15 protein-coding genes are annotated in these 17,853 nt (G+C 56.0%); 11 read left to right on the plus strand and 4 right to left on the minus strand.

Annotation, left to right across the window (positions count from 1 at the left end; all coding sequences use genetic code 11):
- Window positions 1-118 precede the first annotated feature (118 nt).
- The 7 genes from ACRZ95_RS09790 (at window position 119) to ACRZ95_RS09820 (ending at window position 6,926) form a co-directional block, all read left to right on the plus strand.
- Window positions 119-1,174, plus strand: a complete 1,056-nt coding sequence (locus ACRZ95_RS09790; protein WP_170511134.1) for a DUF1214 domain-containing protein — start codon at window positions 119-121, stop codon at window positions 1,172-1,174.
- Between the two features lie 17 nt (window positions 1,175-1,191).
- Window positions 1,192-2,202, plus strand: a complete 1,011-nt coding sequence (locus ACRZ95_RS09795; protein WP_170511132.1) for a DUF1254 domain-containing protein — start codon at window positions 1,192-1,194, stop codon at window positions 2,200-2,202.
- A 40-nt stretch (window positions 2,203-2,242) separates the two neighbouring features.
- Window positions 2,243-3,031 (plus strand): transporter, encoded by a 789-nt coding sequence (locus ACRZ95_RS09800; protein WP_170678371.1) that lies wholly within the window; start codon window positions 2,243-2,245, stop codon window positions 3,029-3,031.
- Between the two features lie 49 nt (window positions 3,032-3,080).
- Window positions 3,081-3,545, plus strand: a complete 465-nt coding sequence (locus ACRZ95_RS09805; protein ID WP_480453936.1) for a phosphate-starvation-inducible PsiE family protein — start codon at window positions 3,081-3,083, stop codon at window positions 3,543-3,545.
- A 308-nt stretch (window positions 3,546-3,853) separates the two neighbouring features.
- Window positions 3,854-4,546, plus strand: a complete 693-nt coding sequence (locus ACRZ95_RS09810; RefSeq protein ID WP_170678373.1) for a substrate-binding domain-containing protein — start codon at window positions 3,854-3,856, stop codon at window positions 4,544-4,546.
- Between the two features lie 186 nt (window positions 4,547-4,732).
- Complete coding sequence (locus tag ACRZ95_RS09815; RefSeq protein WP_170678375.1) at window positions 4,733-6,034, plus strand: DUF3300 domain-containing protein; 1,302 nt, start codon at window positions 4,733-4,735, stop codon at window positions 6,032-6,034.
- Window position 6,035: 1 nt separating this feature from the next.
- Window positions 6,036-6,926, plus strand: a complete 891-nt coding sequence (locus ACRZ95_RS09820) for a DUF2950 family protein (RefSeq protein WP_170678377.1) — start codon at window positions 6,036-6,038, stop codon at window positions 6,924-6,926.
- 476 nt (window positions 6,927-7,402) lie between these two features.
- Here ACRZ95_RS09820 and ACRZ95_RS09825 read toward each other — a convergent pair whose 3' ends face one another.
- From ACRZ95_RS09825 to ACRZ95_RS09835, 3 genes are all read right to left on the minus strand, one after another.
- Window positions 7,403-8,677 carry an O-antigen ligase domain-containing protein gene (locus ACRZ95_RS09825; protein WP_170678379.1) on the minus strand — a complete coding sequence of 425 codons (1,275 nt, stop codon included), beginning with the start codon at window positions 8,675-8,677 and terminating at the stop codon, window positions 7,403-7,405.
- On the minus strand, window positions 8,677-10,005 hold the full coding sequence (locus ACRZ95_RS09830) for a GumC domain-containing protein (protein ID WP_480554886.1): 1,329 nt from the start codon (window positions 10,003-10,005) through the stop codon (window positions 8,677-8,679). Before ACRZ95_RS09830 ends, ACRZ95_RS09825 begins: the two co-directional genes overlap by 1 nt.
- A gap of 267 nt (window positions 10,006-10,272) precedes the next feature.
- Window positions 10,273-10,887, minus strand: coding sequence for a response regulator transcription factor (locus ACRZ95_RS09835; protein ID WP_170678384.1), 615 nt, complete (start codon window positions 10,885-10,887; stop codon window positions 10,273-10,275).
- Between the two features lie 252 nt (window positions 10,888-11,139).
- Here ACRZ95_RS09835 and ACRZ95_RS09840 point away from each other — a divergent pair, with 252 nt between their 5' ends.
- From ACRZ95_RS09840 to ACRZ95_RS09855, 4 genes are all read left to right on the plus strand, one after another.
- Window positions 11,140-12,513 (plus strand): WecB/TagA/CpsF family glycosyltransferase, encoded by a 1,374-nt coding sequence (locus ACRZ95_RS09840; RefSeq protein WP_480554888.1) that lies wholly within the window; start codon window positions 11,140-11,142, stop codon window positions 12,511-12,513.
- 20 nt (window positions 12,514-12,533) lie between these two features.
- Complete coding sequence (locus ACRZ95_RS09845; RefSeq protein WP_170678386.1) at window positions 12,534-13,415, plus strand: UTP--glucose-1-phosphate uridylyltransferase; 882 nt, start codon at window positions 12,534-12,536, stop codon at window positions 13,413-13,415.
- Between the two features lie 101 nt (window positions 13,416-13,516).
- A complete protein-coding gene (locus tag ACRZ95_RS09850; protein WP_170678388.1) occupies window positions 13,517-14,023 on the plus strand; it encodes a molybdopterin-dependent oxidoreductase in 507 nt (168 codons plus the stop codon).
- 45 nt (window positions 14,024-14,068) lie between these two features.
- Window positions 14,069-16,606, plus strand: a complete 2,538-nt coding sequence (locus ACRZ95_RS09855) for an ATP-binding protein (RefSeq protein ID WP_480554890.1) — start codon at window positions 14,069-14,071, stop codon at window positions 16,604-16,606.
- 1 nt (window position 16,607) lies between these two features.
- Here the strand turns inward: ACRZ95_RS09855 and ACRZ95_RS09860 are convergent, their stop codons facing one another.
- Window positions 16,608-17,837: a polysaccharide biosynthesis/export family protein gene (locus tag ACRZ95_RS09860; protein ID WP_170678392.1), complete on the minus strand. Its 1,230-nt coding sequence runs from the start codon at window positions 17,835-17,837 to the stop codon at window positions 16,608-16,610.
- Between the last annotated feature and the right edge of the window lie 16 nt (window positions 17,838-17,853).

Here is a 17,853-nt window from a genome sequence, read left to right on the forward strand (position 1 = left end):
CTCCGATTGTAGCATTTCAAAAAACAACACAATGAGAGGCGCGAGAATGCGCCCTTGATCAGGTGCCGGAACCATCAAGCAATGCATTTCTGTAATTGGCTAGTGGAGCGGGCAAACTATGAATCTCACGCACAAACACTGGAAACTTGCTGCTTTAGCTGTCCTGATTGGAAGCACAGCGACCGCTCAGAGCTTTGATACCACGGTCGATGCACTTGCAGAGACATACGAAGTGCCCATTACCATAAACAACTTTGTTCGGGCTGCTACAGACAACGAACTGAAGACGTACAATGGCCTGGCCGGAGGCGTAAATCAGTTCTTTCATTTCAAAGAACCCACCCCCATCGACAATCAGCCAACCATTCGGATGAACCGCGACACGCTCTACAGCGTTGCGGTAATTGATATCAGCAAAGGTGCAACCTTGACTCTGCCCGATGTGGGCGACCGATACATGACGACGATGGTGGTCAATCAAGATCATTTTATCAATGAAGTGTTCGACGGTGGCGGTGTGTTCCAGCTTGACATGGATACATTCCATACCCCTTACGTACTTGTTTTCATGAGAATACTTGTGGATGCCGAGAGCCCCAAGGATGTTGCGACGGTTAATGCAATTCAGGACGGTTTCACCATTGATGCCGCCTCCGTAACGCCCTTCGAGATGCCCAATTACGACGCGGAGAGCTTTGAGGCGCTGCGCCAAGCCGCAATTGAGCTGGGCAGGTTCGCCACAGACAGCGTCCGGACTTTTGGTACGGCAGATCATGTAGACCCATTACGCCATTTCCTTGGCACAGCAGTCGGCTTTGGTGGACTGCCCGAAGACGAGGCGTTTTATCTTAATATCGAGCCCGGCCTGCCGCTTGGAGAATACAAAATCCAGGTCCCAGCGAATGTGCCGGTGAACGCGTTCTGGTCCGTGAGCCTCTATAATGCAGACGGGTTTTTTGAACTCAATTCCCTCGACTCGTATGTGGTCAATTCGGTCTCAGGCACCAAGAATGATGATGGCAGTGTGACCGTGCATTTCGGCAGCTGCGACGACGGACGCATGAACTGTCTCCCGATCATGGATGGCTGGAACTATGCCGTGCGCCTTTATCAGCCGGGCCCAGAGGTCATCGACGGAAGCTGGGTCTTCCCCTCCGTAGAAACCGCAAACTGAACAACAGGATGCTTACGATGAAAAAGCTTCTTCTGACAGTCGCGCTTACGCTCCCGACAGGCGTTTGGGCCGAAGACATTGTCGATGTGACCGTCGACACCCTTGTGCGCGCCGAGACAGATCACATGTTTCGCACCAACATGGCCAATCTCGGCCTCGCTGTTGGCGAATTGGGGCATATGCGCGAAGCCACGACACCGGACAACCAGCCGGTTATCCGCATGAATCAGGACACGCTCTACTCCGGCATTCTGCTGGATTTGAGCGAACCCGTTGAAGTGACGCTCCCCGAGGCGGATGGCCGCTATATCTCGATGCATGTCATCAATCAGGATCACTTCATGTACGCCGAGGCAAAGCCCGGCACCTACCAAATCACTAAGGAAGACCTAGGCACACCTTTTGGTTTCATCGCGTTTCGCACATTCGTCGATGTGACTGACCCGGATGATATTGTCGCCGCGCAAGCGGCACAGGATGGAATTGTCGTCAGCGGCGGTGGAACGGGTCCATTTGACGCGCCGAACTGGAACACCGAACAGCTTGCCACTGCGCGTCAGGCGATAAACGACCTGTCCTTGCTGGGCACCGATTCAGCCCGTGCCTTTGGCAGAACAAAAGACGATATTGATCCGGTTCAGTTTCTGGTCGGCGCCTTCTCGGGCTGGGGCGGTCTTCCGCCTGAGGCCGCGATCTATCTGTTGGACGCGGTCGATCAGAATGACGGCGAAACACCGCATGCGGTAACCGTCAAGGATGTGCCGGTTCGGGCGTTCTGGTCGGTGACTGTCTATAACGGTGACGGCTTTCTGGAAGCCAATGATCTGGGCGTAAACAGCTACAACGGCTACACAGCCGAAGCAGCAGAAGACGGCTCGGTCACGTTGCATTTCGGCGGGTGCGACGATGGCCGCGTGAACTGTCTGCCGATTACTCCGGGCTGGAACTACGCGATCCGCCTCTATGAGCCCGAGGGTGCAATCCTGAACGGCACTTGGACCTTCCCGAAGCTGGAGCCGATCAACTAGGCCACTCGCCCAAATCGCATCTCAAAAGGAGTACACGGCTATGCGTCGATCCCATACTCTTATGGGGCTGCTTTTTACAGCCAGTGCCGGAACCACAACCGTTGCAGACGAGGCATCCGATCTGGCACAGGAACTGGCCAACCCACTTGCGGCAATCGTCTCGGTTCCGTTTCAATTGAACTATGATGAAAATCTGGGCGTCTCTGATCAGGGCTCGCGCACCACGCTGAACTTTCAACCAGTCGTGCCCTTTCAACTGAACGATGACCTTAACCTGATCACCCGAACTATCATTCCTTACATCTGGCAGGAAGACGTTGTGCCGGGCACACGCCAGGAGGGGTTCGGAGATATCCTGTTCTCTGCGTGGTTCTCGCCAATCGGAACCGAGGACATAACGTGGGGCGTGGGTCCCGTTGTGCGCTTGCCAACCTTTAGCGACGTATCGAGTGATACATGGGCTGCTGGGATCACCGGCATTGCACTGCGACAGACCGGGCCGTGGACCTATGGTGCGCTGGCCAATCATCTGTGGGAACTAGAAAGCAACCCCGACACCCCCACGAATGTGAGTTTTCTCCAGCCCTTTCTTGCTTATTCCACCGAAGGCGCGTGGACCTATTCTCTGCAAAGCGAAAGCACCTATGACTGGGAAACTGAAGCCTGGGCTGTGCCTATAAACGCTTCGGTCTCCAAGCTGGTCCAATGGGGGGCGCTGCCGGTCAATCTGCAAGCGGGGGCGGGCTATTGGCTGGAAGCGCCCGAGGTGGGCGCGGAGGGCTTTCGCTTGCGATTGCAGACTCAGGTCGTCTTGCCCAGAGGGCGCTGACGTTTGGCTGAAGTATTGTTCATGAAACGTCGACAATAGGGTGATCTTGATGGCCGATCAGATGCAACGCAATGCGCAAGCGCATGTCGAGCTTGACCCAGACCATGAGGATCTGATTGTCAGAAGCTGCAATCGGATCATTCGACACGCCGTTCGGGTGATGTCTTTGTTCATGGTCGTTGTGATCGGATTTGCCGTCATCGACGCCGGTTACTCGTTCTATATCAAGCTTATAAGTCCGCCGGTCCTGGTTCTTGACGTCAGTGATCTGTTGGAGGTTTTTGCGGCCGCGCTTGTCGTACTGATCGCCATCGAGATTTACACGAATGTTACGCTTTACCTGACGGCCGATGTCATACATGTTAAGCTGGTAGTTGCAACTGCCCTTATGGCCGTTGCCAGAAAGGTCATCACACTCGACACGACGGACCTGGAGCCGCTTTATTTCGTTGGGTACTCTGGACTCGGTCTGGCGTTTGGCGTCACGTATTGGTTGTTGTGGCGTGGCAAGTAGGTATTTCACAGAACGCCTATATCGACGCTGGCAAAAGAGAGATCGCCGACATTGGTGCTTTTGAAGCCGCAATCGCCTCCTTATTCAGCCAAAGAAGAAACGGACGAAAATCTTAAAAATCTAGAAGCTGACCTTGGCACTTGCTCGGCGAAAGATCACTATGTCCGCACTGCGGTCGTTTGTCTGAGCTCGTCGAATGACTGGTGTGAGCCCGAAGCGGTAATTGTATTTGCAACAGTTGCCCACTTCTGAGCTCATGAGAATCATGCAGATCAAGCGCCGCAAGGCCCGAGGGGTCTCCAAACGTGATGTCGAATGAAATTCGCTTCTTCGTGCCGACCGCCATACGAGCGTTCGTCAACGGCGTCGTTCAACGCATCGAAGTTGCCGCAGGTGTGTCGATCAAGCAAATGATCGATCTTAACCCGACAATTTCCGAACGCGTTTCAGCTGGAGAGGAATATGATCTGGGCATGACCAATCCAGGCTACGCAAAGGCATTGATTGCAGCGGGTTATGCGGAAGTTGGAAGTCATCGTGCCTTTGGCCGCGTCCCGCTTGCGGTTGCTCAAAGGCCAGGGCGACAGGATCGAGTGAAGGAAAATGTCGAGGATCTCAAAGCCCTTTTTCGTGAGGCTGAAAGCATTGCTTTCACTGGGGTCGGCACAAGCGGCCGCACTTATCTTAAGGCGTTGGAAAGGATCGGTCTAACAGATGCTGTCTTTCCCAAAAGCAAGGCCATGGGTGGCGGTGAACCCGTTGCATCTGTCGCAGCCGGTGAAGCAGAACTCGCGGTCGCCCCCCTCACGACGATCCTTTCCACCCCGGATATCGTTCTGGCAGCCGTGTTTCCCGAAGAACTTGGAACGCATATCGACATATCGGTTTTCCTCGGCATCAAAGCCCACCCAGGTGCATCACAGGCACTCTCTTTTCTGACGTCAAGTGAGCTGGATGACGAGCTTGCAGCGGCAGGCATATTTCGATTTGCATTAGATTGACATGACGACGACGAACCAGAACTGCTGGGCCTTTCGCGACGGCCGCAAAGTCCGCTGAGAGCCCAAAGCGAACACTCGCTCAAACTTGGTTTGGGGGCCACTATTATCCCACAACCGTCTATTTGACTGATCGGTTGCCAGAATCGCAGTCTTAGGTGATCCTTTAAGAAATCGAAGGATCGCAATATGTTTAGGTTTCTTTTAATTGCATTGGGTATTTGCGTATCTACTTTCGCGTTAGCGCAAGAGTCGTCCGAGGATTTAGCGGCAAAAGACGATAACTCAGCGACCTCGTCCAGCCTGCTAACTGACGCTGAGTTGCAGACATTGGTCGCCCCGGTTGCTCTGTATCCCGACACGTTACTCATACAGATATTTGTCGCGGCCACCCAGCCATTGGAAATTGTTAAGGCTGAACGGTATTTGCTGGATAACGCCGACCGCGACACCGTTGAACTTGAGCCGGAAATCGAAGCAATGGGATGGGATCCTTCTGTCAGCGTGTTGGCGACGGCTTTTCCCGAAGTTGTTGGTCAGATGGCCACCCATATCGACTGGACCGAGACAGTCGGCACCGCCATGTTGGCTCAGTCCGATGATGTGATGGATGCGGTACAGGTCATGCGGGATCAGGCAATTGACAGCGGCGCACTTGTTTCAGGTCCCGAGCAAACTGTCGAAGTGTCTGACGACGACACAGTAGTAATAACACCGACAGAACCCGAAACGGTATACGTCCCACAATACAATCCCGAGACAGTTTATACTGGCCCGTCAACCGGGGATGTTGTGGGCGCGGCACTACTGACTTTTGGTGCTGTTGCCTTTATCGACGAAATTTTTGACGACGACGATGATTGGTATGACTACTGGGGGTGCAGAAATTGCGGTGGTTGGGGCGGTGGTCCGATTTATAGAAATCCAAACATCGACATAGACGTCGATGGCAACGTCAATATCGGCAATGATATAGATTTAGGTGACCGAACGGATATCGGATGGAACCCCGATCCTGACCGGCAACAGGAGGCCCGGAAGAAAATAGCGGACCATAAAAGACCTGAAGGTGGCCGTGGCGACTTGCCAGTTAACCGTCCTGATGGTCGCACAGATGAACTGCGTGCAAAGTTGAGCCGAGAATCTGGCGCTGCAGATATTAGCCGGGACCGCGGAGCGGCCGCAGCTGTGGTTGGTGCCGGTGCTGGGGCTGTAGCAGGCGGGGCTTTAGCGAACCGGGGCGACGCTAATCGGGACAAGGCCGCAGCAAAGCAACAGGCCATTGATCGTACCAAACGTCCAGATGCAACGAAAAAGCCAGTCGCACAACGACCGCAGACCTCTAAAAAGCCGCAGGCGAAGAAAGCCGCATCGACACAAGGCAAGCCTAGGGCATCCAAAGGGCAAGCGTTGCAGAAAAAAGCGTCCGGTAGCAGAACTCAAAGCGCGTCCAAGCGTGGACACGCCGCTAAAGGCACGCGGAGACGGTAAGATGCGTAGAATAGTATTTACAATTTTGTTGCTCGCCGGGACTTCAAGCCCGGTCCTCTCTGACGGAGCCAGATTTGATACCCCGCAAACCGCTCTGGATGCTTTTGTTGGTGCGTTGAAGGCCAATGATCAGAGCAAGCTGCTCGAAATTTTCGGTCCTGAAGCCGAGGATTTAGTCGGAACGGGTGATCCGACGGAAGATCAAGAAAGAAGGCAGGAAGTGCTTGGCATGTATGCCGAGGGGTATCGTTTCCGGCCTGAGGACGATGGCGTTGTACTTCTTCTGGGTGAAGACGGTTGGCCTTTTCCTATCCCAATTCTGCGTAAAGAGGACGGTTGGCGCTTTGACCTGGAGGCTGGGATCGAGGAACTTTCAGCCCGCGAAATTGGCTTGAATGAGTTGGAAGTGATCGAATTGCTTGAGGCCTATGTTGACCTTCAGGCAGCATTCCGGCTTGTGGACCATAACGGGGATGGCGTTATGGAATTCGCTCAGACGATCATTTCTGATCCCGAAGAGCAAAACGGACTCTTCTGGCCTGGTAAAGACAGCTTTGTCGGCGCAGCGCTCGCCCGCGCCGCAGCTTCGGGCTGGAGTGATGGTCAGGCTGACTATGAAGCCGAACCGTTTCTTGGCTACTATTACACAATCCTGCAAGAGCAGGGCCCTAACGCTCCGGGGGGCGCCTACCCCTATTTCGTCGGGGATTTCTTCGTTGCAGGACATGCCTTGCTCGCAATACCGGCAGACTACGGAGAAACAGGCATCTATTCTTTTCTAGTAGGCGAAAACGGCATAGTCTACGAGGCAGATTTTGGCCCGGAAACACTCAGTATTGCCGCTGAAATTACTGCCTATGATCCAGACACCAATTGGTCACCGGTCGAGTAATGTTTGGATTGATAGTGGCGTTTAAGCTCTGCTGCTTTGCTGAGGCCACTATTTGCACTTCGTGTAACAAGCTTTAGTTCGATGGTTACAGATTCAGCTTGGATCGCTGTTGCAACACACATTGTGACTGCGAGCAAATTGCCCATCTTACGGTTTGATCCATTCTTCGGCCTTAACACGTTTAAACTGAATGATCGGGTAGTTCGCAGAGCGGTGTTTCATCTGAAATTACCGAATGACCGCTTTGAGCCCAAAGCAGACTACCAGATATCCGATCTCAGTAGTTGGCTGAAGAACCAAACTGTCGTTGATGAACTTTGAGATGCAGATTTCAGATCGACAGCAAGTTCACCGAAAAAAACATGAAAGTCTTCACCTGAAAATCTCTACCATTCGTTCTCGAGAGTGGTAATTGAACCAACCCAAAAGAATGACGTCTGACACTACGCTGGTATCGCAACAATCCTAGCGGCGTATCAGCTTCCCAGACACACTGATTTGACCTCTCGCAAATGCAATCCGAGCATCAGTAAGGTCGGCCAGAGGAGATAGGTTTGGATTTCGACGTTCTCTCCAAAAGTCAGCAGGAGAACAGTGAGCAACAGCCCGAGCGGTAGCCTCCCGCGTTCCGACTTTATGGCGTCCAAGGTGACGACCCAGAAATGAACGAGGAAAGGGATGAGGAACGCGGCAAATCCGGCCAGCCCTTTGACGAATAGCAACCCGTACCAGGTGTGATGGCTGCCGATCGGCATGTACTCAACGAGATGCGCTCCGGGTCTGATTGTGCCGTGCCCGAAAACCATCGCATCCGATTGCCACCGCTCATACGCGATACGCTGCAGAGTTTCGCGTACGCGGGTACTATCGGCGCGCGCGGATTTGAAGCTGTAAAGTGCTCGGTTGCCGAATTCGACAAAGACTGCGCCCCAAACGGCTACGGTGGTGGTGACTGCAGACATTAGAATCCACCCCAAGCTGCGGGCGACAAGTGGCAATAGGCGGGGTGACAGCGAGCAGACCACCAATCCGACCAAGCCCATGCGGGACTTCGACATCAGGATCATCAAAACTCCGGCGGCCAAGCCGATGAATTTCCATGTGCGGTGCTTTTCTTCGAGAGCAAACAAGACCATGCAGACGCCCAACAGGGCCGCAAATGGTGACCAGGGCGCAAAGAACTGCCAACGCGGCGTGCTGCTGGCCGGGTCGATTGTGTACAGGTAGACCGAGAAATACTCAGGCCCTGGGCCGCCAACTGCTTTCAACGGAGACGTAAAAAGCAGATGAGGCAGTCCGGCATAGGGGGCGACGACTAGCAACGGCAGAAGGCACAAGGTCCAAAGGCCCAGTACGCATTGTCCTCTGACTAGCACCTCGCGTCGGATGGGCAAGACCGACCCGGCAAGGATGAACAACGGGATCAGCGCCCAACCCTTGGCCCATCCGATGCTCGATTTGATCGTTTTGGTGGGGCCGAGATTCCAATCCGCGTGGCCTGCCCAAAGTGAGACCAGCATCACTAGCATGCCAACGCTCCAGATCCAGACCAGAGTAGGTGCTTGGCCCGTTGCACGCATATCCAAACGGATCGCCGGGCCGAGATAAAGTGACACCCCGGCTATCGCAGCCAACATCCAACCTAACACCGGACCGACAACATAGAGCGCACCGAGTCCGTAGAACGGCCAGGTCCAGATCAGCGTGTACCAGACGATCTTTTCGGCCGGGGTTTGAAGGGCCACATGCATTAAGCTGCGGCCTTTTTCTGGTCTTTGAGCAGCTTTGAGATCAGCGGATTTCGGATCCATGCCAGCACCAAACCCATCAGTAGCATAAGGCTTGCAGCGATCCCGGCGGCGATCGAGATCTTCTTGTTCGGGGAAGACGGGCGGGTCGGCAGAGACGGGTTTTCCAGCACTTGGATCAAAGGGTAGGAGGCGTAGACATCGGTTTTTTTCGACTCGGACCGGGCGATGGCAGAGGCGAACACGGCTTCTGCCACTGCGAAATCTCTCTGCCGGTCCTCCAATTCAGCAGCGATGGGGGCAAGGTCTGAGAGGCGCAGAGTTTCCAGACGAATTTGTGCGCGCAGTGTTACGACATGCTTGTCCAAACCGGCCCGCAAGGCATCTTCGCGCACCAACTCGCTGAGCAACTGCGCCCGTTGCCCTTCCGGCGCGCGATCCAGTCCACCGAGCTGCTCGGCCGTCAAGCCCGTCACCTGCGACGCGCGTTGTAACGCAACCGAACGCGCCCCTTCATAGTCGTTTTGGGCATTCACGTAGATCGGATGGCGCGATCCATAGGTCGCGTCAGCTTGCGCCAGCTTTGCAGCCCCCACCGACACGTCCTCAAGCAACGATAGGTACTGCGCATCGGCATAGAGTTTCAACGTTGCCGCGGCTGCATCAGAGGGCAGATCCAACGCGACTTGAAACGCGGCGACACGTTCCGATTGGCGTGCCAGCTCGCTCTCCTGCGTTCGCAGTTCCTGCTTTGCACGGTCATTCGCGGCGACCTGCTCTTGGTATTGCGCGACTGATATTAGGCCGCTTTGCGACTGCAGCTGTTTGATTTCGGCCCGTGTGGCCTGAATTGCACGCGTGTAGTCTTCGATCGCGCCTGTATTGCTGGCCTCACGGGTGGCAATTTCATCGGCGCGCAGGGCGTCAATTTCGGCTAAAAAAGCCGCCACTAGGGCGTCACCATATTGCTGAGCGTCAGCCGGAGAGGCCGCTTGAAGCTCGATATGGATCAGGCTGGTTTGATCGACCAGTTGAACCCGCGGCTTGCCAAACGCATCTCGGTCAGCCTCTACCGCCTTGGCTGCCGCATCGAGGATACGATCGGCCGACAACAAACGTTTATACGTCTCGGTCGGGCTGATCGACCCGTTGGCAAAGGCAGAATTCGCATATGAGGATGCCTGACCGATATTGGCCAGATTGACCGATGCGGAAGCGCCAGATCCTGGCAGGATCAATGATGCGTGAGAGGTGTATTTGACAGGCGCGGTCGCCAAATAGCCGCTGATGGGGGCCCAGATGCAACTCGCCCCAAGAAGGTATAATGCCATGTAACGGGGCAGGCGGCCTAGATCGCTAAGGCGCCCACCCTTTAAGATGCGACGCCACCCCAGCGTTCGAAAATTGGATCGGGAAATGCGCACCCAATGCAGAAATTGCATGTCGCGCGTGGAATCAGAGGAGTTTGAAATCTGTTGCGGCATGGAAAAACCCTTTCTTACAAGGGTGATACACCGCATCTAATCGCTGATCATTCGCTCAGCAGGCTAGGGGCCGAGGGGATTGGGAGCGCCCCCTATCCCTTCGGATAGCGACGCTTAGAACAACCCCGCCTCGCGCGCGGCCAGGGCGGCTTGCGTTCGATTGCTGACACCCACTTTGCGGTACAAAGTCTTCATATGCAGCTTGATCGTCGGCTCTGACAGATCCAGATCACGGGCAATTTCTTTGTTGGATTTGCCCTCAGTCAGTCCCTTCAGAACCTGCCGCTCTCGCTCTGTGAGTTTTTGAGCCATAGGGTGGGAGTCTTCTGGCTGCTCCGCGTTCATGAAACCCGCAGGAAGGTATTGCTCGCCCATCGCCATGAAGCGGATCGCATTGACCAGGGATTTGGCTGGTAGAGTCTTGGGGACGAAACCGGCCGCCCCAAGCTCCAACGCGCGTTGCGCCAGATCGCGCGAGGTGTCGCCGGTAAACAAGGCCACATGTTGGGCACCGTCCAAAGCGATGCAGGTTTCAAGTCCGGCCAACCCGTTCATGCCGGGCATGTTCAGGTCCAGAAGGACCAGATCAAAGGCTCCGTCGTTCTGGATCAGAGTTTTCGCGGCTGGGAAATCCGTCGCGGTCTCAACCTCGATCCCGCCCGCGGCATCTATGAAGGCAACGAGCGTGTCCAAAATAAGCTCATGGTCGTCAGCAATAAGAACTTTCATCTCAAATCTCCGTCTGCCCCCAACCACACCCAAATGCGTTAATAAATCATTGAACACATGGCATGAAGCCTGCCTGACGGACAGGTGAATATCCAATCGGATAGGTCAGCGGGCCGTTTCCACCACGCTATGTGCTGCGGGGTCGTTTGAATAGACCTATTCTCCGATCCCTCTCCGGATGCTCGCCTATCGGTTGCAGGATCACGTTGGCAGTCTGAAACCACAGATTGTCATCGTTGATCGGAGAGTTCCATGCAGTTCCTGTCAGTCCAAGATATGTACAAAGGCGCGCAGCCGACCCCCACACCAACTCTGGAAGAGACCGAGATTTTGGGTTTGCCAGTTGTGAATGCCCAATCCGGGCAGGTGATCTCAAAACTGCTGGATGGAACCCGCCGGACGGTCTTTTTCCTAAATGCACATTGCGCAAACATACGAGCCCGTAACCATACCTATCGAGCAGCATTGGCCCGGGCAGATATGATCCTACCTGACGGGATTGGGGTAGATGTCGCGGCAAAGTTGCAAGGCGTCCAGTTGGCCGAGAACCTGAACGGTACGGACTTTGTGCCCAAACTGCTGAAACGCGCGGCGCGTCTTGGGCAGTCGGTCTACCTGTTGGGGGGACGTCCCGGAACAGCTCAGGCAGCGGCGGCCCGGTTGCAGCATATGATCCCCGATTTGGCCGTGTCTGGTACGCGCGATGGTTATGAAGGTGCCGCGCGGGTTGATGAGGCGATCGACGATATCAACCAGTCCGGCGCCGACATCCTGTTGGTCGCGATGGGTGTTCCGCTGCAGGAATTGTGGATTACGCAGAACCGCCACCGGCTAGACCCTCGCATCGCGCTGGGCGTGGGTGCTTTGTTTGATTTCCTGGCTGGCAACGTGCGCCGGGCACCGCGCATGGTTCGACGCGCCCGGATGGAGTGGGCATGGCGGTTAGCGATGGAGCCCCGTCGCATGGCCCGCAGATATCTATTGGGCAATTTCGAATTCCTTGGGCGTGCCGCGCACAATTCTGTTCCCAAGGTCTCAGCATGTCGCCTGCTGGACCTCACTTTGGCGGTGGTCGCGCTGTCTCTTCTGGCCCTGCCCATGGCCGCAATCGCCACATTGGTGCGATTGGACAGCCGCGGCCCCGCCTTTTTTCGACAGACACGCATCGGTCGAAACGGGGTGCCCTTCACGATGTACAAGTTCCGCTCGATGACGCAGTACGCCGAAACCCAGCGTGCGGACCTGCTCGCCCATTCGGATCGTGAAGGCGTATGCTTCAAAGCCAAAAATGACCCGCGTATCACCCGTGTTGGGAAAGTTCTGCGCCGGTGCTCGCTGGACGAACTGCCGCAAATCTTCAACGTGCTGAAAGGGGATATGTCTCTGGTTGGCCCGCGCCCGGCCTTGCCCGAAGAGGTTGCAGCCTATCCTGAGCAAGCACTGGAGCGCCTTCAGGTGCGTCCCGGTATCACTGGCCTCTGGCAGGTTTCGGGCCGCGCGGGCATCGGCTTTGACCGCATGATCGAACTGGATACGGCCTATGTCCGCGCCCGCTCGCCCCTTCTGAACCTATTTCTCATCGCATTGACCGCACGTGCCGTCGTGTCGGGTAGAGGCGCTTACTGATCAATCCTAGGAGCATTGAAATGACCCGTATTCGCAAAGCTGTTTTCCCGGTCGCAGGTCTGGGCACAAGGTTTCTGCCGGCCACCAAATCGGTGACCAAGGAAATGCTGCCGTTGATCGACCGCCCCTTGATCCAATATGCAGTGGACGAGGCCCGCGCCGCCGGGATTGTTGAATTCATCTTTATCACGTCAACTGGCCAATCCGCGCTGGAGACGTATTTTGGGCGGAACCCGGGGCTGGAGCGCAAACTGAAGGATGGCGGCAAAACCACCCTGCTGAACCGTTTGCGCCGCACGAATCTTGAGGATGAGGCATACAGTTTTATCCAACAAGACAGCCCACGCGGACTGGGCCACGCAGTCTCTCTGGCACGTGACATTGTCGGTGATGAACCCTTCGCGGTGATCCTGCCGGATGATGTGATCCACGCGCAGCGCCCGGTCCTGGCGCAAATGGTCCAGAACTTTGAAGGCAGACACATGATCGCGACCGAAGAGGTTCCATCCGACCGGATCAGCGCCTATGGCGTGGTCGATATCGCGCATAGGGCTGGGCAGGTGCAGCATCTGAAAGGGTTGGTCGAAAAGCCCTCGTCCGATCAGGCTCCGTCAGAGTTTGGCATTGTCGGGCGGTATCTACTGCACCCGTCGATTTTCGATCAGCTGGAAGGATTAGTACCCGGCGCGGGCAAGGAGATCCAACTGACCGATGCGATTGCGGCGGATATCGAAAGGACCGGATGCCACGGGTTCGCGTTTGAGGGAGAGCGCTTCGATTGTGGGTCGGTCGCCGGTTATCTTGAAGCAACCACCGTCTTTGCGTTGCAACGTGTGGAGTTGCGGGAGGGGTTCAAATCCATGTTGCATCAGCGCATGAACCTGCTGTCTGCAGCCGCATGAGACCTGCGCACCTATCCGTTCGGATAGGCGCGTATCCCCATGCCCATCTGTCGCTGTGGACCACTTTCTGGTTTCTTAAGGCCAAAGAAATGGAGACTAAGATGCGTCTGGTTTTTGCGATCCTCACAGCGGTGTTCACTTTTTGCCTGACGTCTGCGAAAGCCGAAGATTTGGCGACCCCGGCAGGAGAGGTCGTGCTGACCATTTCTGGCAATATCGCACAGACCGGGCCCGACGGGGCGGCGCAGTTCGATATGGAAATGTTGAAGGCGATGCCGCAGCGAAGTTTTGAAACATCGACGATCTGGACTGAAGGCGAGACCAGCTTTGTTGGCGTGCCCCTGTCTGTCTTGCTGGAACGGATCGGAGCAGAGGGCGAGACGATCCGGGCGACGGCGATCAACGACTACGCGGTTGAGATCCCTGTGGAGTCGATCTCGGCAAAGGACCCGATTGTCGCCTATGAGATGGACGGTGCAGCGATGTCCCGGCGACAGAAGGGTCCGCTTTGGATCGTATATCCCTATGACAGTGATACCAAGTACCAGACAGAGGTGATTTACTCTCGCAGTATTTGGCAACTCGACAGGTTGGAAATCGTTAAATAGCGTGGGGTTACAATTCGGTATGAAGTGGGCGATACGGGCCAGACATTGACAAGAAATTTCCAAAACCACTCGCGGCGCCGGTGGGCTTTCGGGCTCATCGGCATCGCCGTTCTGGGTGCCCTTGCTTTGGTTTTGTTGCTGTCCGCCAAGGTGATATCCGACCTGCGCGACCGGCAGTCAGCTCGGACAGATAACGTGCAATGGACGCTAACGCAGGTCGAGGTCGAGTTCCTGTTCTACCTCAACGCGCTTGAGGCGGGTGTATCGGATGCAGGGCCAAGTCTTGAAAACCTGGACCTTGTCCGCCGCCGTTTCGATCTTTTGTATAGTCGTATCGACATTCTTGACACCTCGCGTTTGTTTGAAACGCTGCGAAGTGACCCGAAATTCGCTGAACCTCTGAACGACGTCTCCGCCTATCTGAAGGCCTCGGTGCCTACAATCGACGCTGAGAACCCAGGCCTGATTGCTGGGCTGTCAAATCTCTATGACGGTGCGCAGGGGATCGCTCCGCGGGTGCGCGAACTTTCGGTCTCGGCGATCTCGTACTTTGCAAGCCAGTCGGATCAGCGCCGTGAGGAAACCGCGCTCAGCCTGTTTCAACTGGCCGTTTTGTCCGGTGGGTTATTTCTGACGCTGACTGCGGTCAGCGCATACCTCTTGGTGGTCAACCGCAAAGCTGATCGGCGGGGGCAGGCGATTCAGCAGGCAAACCAACGCATGAATACGATCCTTTCGACCTCATTGGATGCCGTGATCGTGGTGAACGCCGCCGGCACAGTGCTGGAGTTCAACGCGGCTGCACAAGCAATTTTCGGGTATTCCGAGGCAGAGGCCAAAGGGCATTCGATCGGTGAATTGATTGTACCTTCGCATCTACGCGAGGCCCACAACCAAGGCATGGAGCGGATGCAGAGCGGAGGAGACCGCCACGTCGTCGGCAAAGGTCGCGTCCAGCTTGAGGCGATGCGCAAGAATGGTGAGGTCTTTCCCGTCGAACTTGCGTTGCAATCCGCCCGGGCCGGAGACGAGGAAATCGTAATCGGTTTCGTCCGCGATATCTCACAAAGCGTTGCGGATCAGAAAGAGCTTGTCTCGGCCCGCGACCGTGCCCTTGCCGGGGAAAAGGCCAAGTCGGATTTTCTGACTGTAATGAGCCATGAGATCAGAACCCCGTTAAACGGGCTGCTGGGCAACCTCACCCTTCTCAAGAATACACGCACGACTAAACAGCAGTCTCAGTTTGTCCGCAACATGGAGATATCGGGCCAGGTTCTGCAAAATCATGTGGATGCGGTGCTGGATATTGCTCGGTTCGAGGCCGGCAAGCTGTCAGTCGCGCACGAGCCAACCGACCTGAACGCGATGCTGCAGGACCTGGTGGATGGTCAAAGCGGCAATGCGGCCTCGCGCGGCAACTCAATCTCGTGGCAATGGGTAGGAGGTGCCTATCCGCATGTCGCGACTGATGCGCAAAGGTTGCGGCAAATTCTGTTGAACCTTGTCGGTAATGCAATCAAATTTACCGAAAATGGCCGTGTGTCGATCGAGGTCGAAAGATGTGAACCGGCAGATCAGAGTAAGGCACATGTCTACGAAGTGCGTGTGATCGACACCGGGGTTGGCATCGCCGATGATGAGATCGACGCCATTTTTGATGACTTCTACACCAGCGATCCCTCTATCGGTCGCACGGTCGGAGGAACTGGGCTTGGCCTGGGAATTGCCCGTAGGTTCGCGCAGGCCATGGGGGGTGAGGTGGGGGCGGAAAGCACATTGGGCGAAGGAAGCGTTTTTTGGCTGCGGATACCGTTACAGCCGTCAGCGCGCGACCAACTGCTAGAAGCTGCTCAGATCAATACCGAGACCGCTCTCCCGCTGAGCTTGTTGGTGGTCGAAGACAACGAGATCAACCTCGAGGTCATCTGCAACATGCTGGCGCTGGACGGTCATAGTGTAACGACAGCGGAAAACGGGCAGGTCGGCGTCGAAAAGGCCAGCAGTCAGCGGTTCGACGCGATCCTGATGGATATCAGCATGCCGGTGATGGATGGACCAACCGCTGCACGCCACATCCGCAATGGCCAGGGGCAGTCGACAGATGTGCCGATTATCGCAGTGTCGGCCAATGTCCTGCCAGACGCGGTCGAAACCTTTCGTGCCGCTGGCATGACAGCTTTCATTGGCAAACCAATCTCGCTTGATGCTCTGCGCAAGGCGCTTTCGGTGGTCACCCGAACCGACGGCCAGATTTCAGGGCATGCGCAGCCTGATCCGTTGGCTGAGTTAAGAGACAGCCTCGGGCCCGAAGTCTTTGGCCGTCTGTATGCCAAGTTCATTGTCGAAGGGGATGAGTTCGTTGAACAGCTCGAAACCGGTGCCATTGACCAGTCAGATTTGACCCAAATCGCTCAGGCTTGTCACAAACTGGCTGGCAGCGCGGCAACCTTCGGCGCGGAAGAATTTCGCGAGGCGTTAATTGCGGTAGAGACTGCGGTCAAAGAACACAAAGACATTACTGACAAACTCGCCGCAGTTTCTACCGCTTGGGAGCGGGCGAAAGCATCGCCCGCTCGGGATTGAATTAGGGGGCTAGCAGTGCCGCTGCGCCGACGATGCCAACCGCGCGGGCGACCTCGGTTAGGCCGGTTGCCTTGCTGTCGTAGCAGGCGATCGCATCACCCGGCAAAACATAGGGGTCATAGTCATCCCGATCCCCGCGTCGCAGCAGCTTTTCGATGTTGCGTTCAATGACGATCGAGTTCCCGGTCATCGGGTTGCGGGTGAACAGGACCGCGCTGCGATTGGCGTTGGTTGTCTTGGCTCCGCCGACGCAATTGGTATCGACGACGGCCTGCAGGTAGCGCGTGCCATAGGGTACCTCACGCACGTCGCGTCCAATAGCCGACTCTGCGTTGCCAGTTGCAGGTTGTGTGAGGTTGGACATGTAAAGCGTCACGCCGGGCGGGCTGATCGGGCTGGGGCGCATAAGATCATCCTGGAAACACCCTCGGCTGTTGACCACGATCTGATCCCCGGTCAGCAGCATGATGTCGGTCGGGTCTGAGCCTTCGAACACGCCGCGTAGGTCCAGCCGGTAGATCGTGCCTTGCCGGTGCAGTTCGACCGCTGACAGATCCGCATCAGGGCGCACACCTCCGGCAGCGCGAATGGCGACCGAGAGGTTGCGCGCCTCGGTCGAGGCGCCCAGCACACCCTGGCGTCCTCGATCCAGTGAGTCGCCTGGGGTGCCTCCGATCTCGACCGAGTGGGGCTCAAACACTGCGCCTTTCACGCCGACAGTAACCGAGGCGAAATCGCTGATGCGCGCCGTGACACGCGGGGTACTGTCATAGAACTGTGCCGCCACTAGAACGCGGGCGACATCCCGCTCTACCTGCTCGGTCGTACGACCCTGCGCACGCACCGGCGGTAGGTAGGGCAGCTTCAGATCGCCATCGCGGGACACAACATAGGTGTCGCTGAGAAGCTCATCCCCGTCGATGGTGATCTGCACCATGTCATTGCGCGAAAGCTTCTCGCCCAACAATGGGCTAAGCGCGGGCTGTGACCATTTGGCAAAAGCACTTGCGCCCTGATCCCCGGTCTGAGGCATACAGGCGCGTCCATTCATATGTTCCGCTTGCAGCAAAGGTGCATTTGCCCGGCGCCGCGAGGGGGCACGGTACTGCGCCTGATAGCTGTCGCCTTTTGCGACGGGTTCGATGTTGCGCGGGGTCTTCATGCTGCTGCAACCCGACAGAGCAATCGCGCTGACGGCTCCTAATACCAAAACTTTGAAATGTTGTGTCATTTTGAACTCTCCTGAA

This window comes from Ruegeria sp. AI3 (assembly GCF_056541245.1).

Bases quoted from the DNA above. Each gene is read 5' to 3' on its own strand.
- ACRZ95_RS09790 (WP_170511134.1), top strand. From the start codon at position 119: ATGAATCTCACGCACAAACACTGGAAACTTGCTGCTTTAGCTGTCCTG.
- ACRZ95_RS09795 (WP_170511132.1), top strand. From the start codon at position 1,192: ATGAAAAAGCTTCTTCTGACAGTCGCGCTTACGCTCCCGACAGGCGTT.
- ACRZ95_RS09800 (WP_170678371.1), top strand. From the start codon at position 2,243: ATGCGTCGATCCCATACTCTTATGGGGCTGCTTTTTACAGCCAGTGCC.
- ACRZ95_RS09805 (WP_480453936.1), top strand. From the start codon at position 3,081: ATGGCCGATCAGATGCAACGCAATGCGCAAGCGCATGTCGAGCTTGAC.
- ACRZ95_RS09810 (WP_170678373.1), top strand. From the start codon at position 3,854: ATGTCGAATGAAATTCGCTTCTTCGTGCCGACCGCCATACGAGCGTTC.
- ACRZ95_RS09815 (WP_170678375.1), top strand. From the start codon at position 4,733: ATGTTTAGGTTTCTTTTAATTGCATTGGGTATTTGCGTATCTACTTTC.
- ACRZ95_RS09820 (WP_170678377.1), top strand. From the start codon at position 6,036: ATGCGTAGAATAGTATTTACAATTTTGTTGCTCGCCGGGACTTCAAGC.
- ACRZ95_RS09825 (WP_170678379.1), bottom strand. From the start codon at position 8,677: ATGCATGTGGCCCTTCAAACCCCGGCCGAAAAGATCGTCTGGTACACG.
- ACRZ95_RS09830 (WP_480554886.1), bottom strand. From the start codon at position 10,005: ATGGCATTATACCTTCTTGGGGCGAGTTGCATCTGGGCCCCCATCAGC.
- ACRZ95_RS09835 (WP_170678384.1), bottom strand. From the start codon at position 10,887: ATGAAAGTTCTTATTGCTGACGACCATGAGCTTATTTTGGACACGCTC.
- ACRZ95_RS09840 (WP_480554888.1), top strand. From the start codon at position 11,140: ATGCAGTTCCTGTCAGTCCAAGATATGTACAAAGGCGCGCAGCCGACC.
- ACRZ95_RS09845 (WP_170678386.1), top strand. From the start codon at position 12,534: ATGACCCGTATTCGCAAAGCTGTTTTCCCGGTCGCAGGTCTGGGCACA.
- ACRZ95_RS09850 (WP_170678388.1), top strand. From the start codon at position 13,517: ATGCGTCTGGTTTTTGCGATCCTCACAGCGGTGTTCACTTTTTGCCTG.
- ACRZ95_RS09860 (WP_170678392.1), bottom strand. From the start codon at position 17,837: ATGACACAACATTTCAAAGTTTTGGTATTAGGAGCCGTCAGCGCGATT.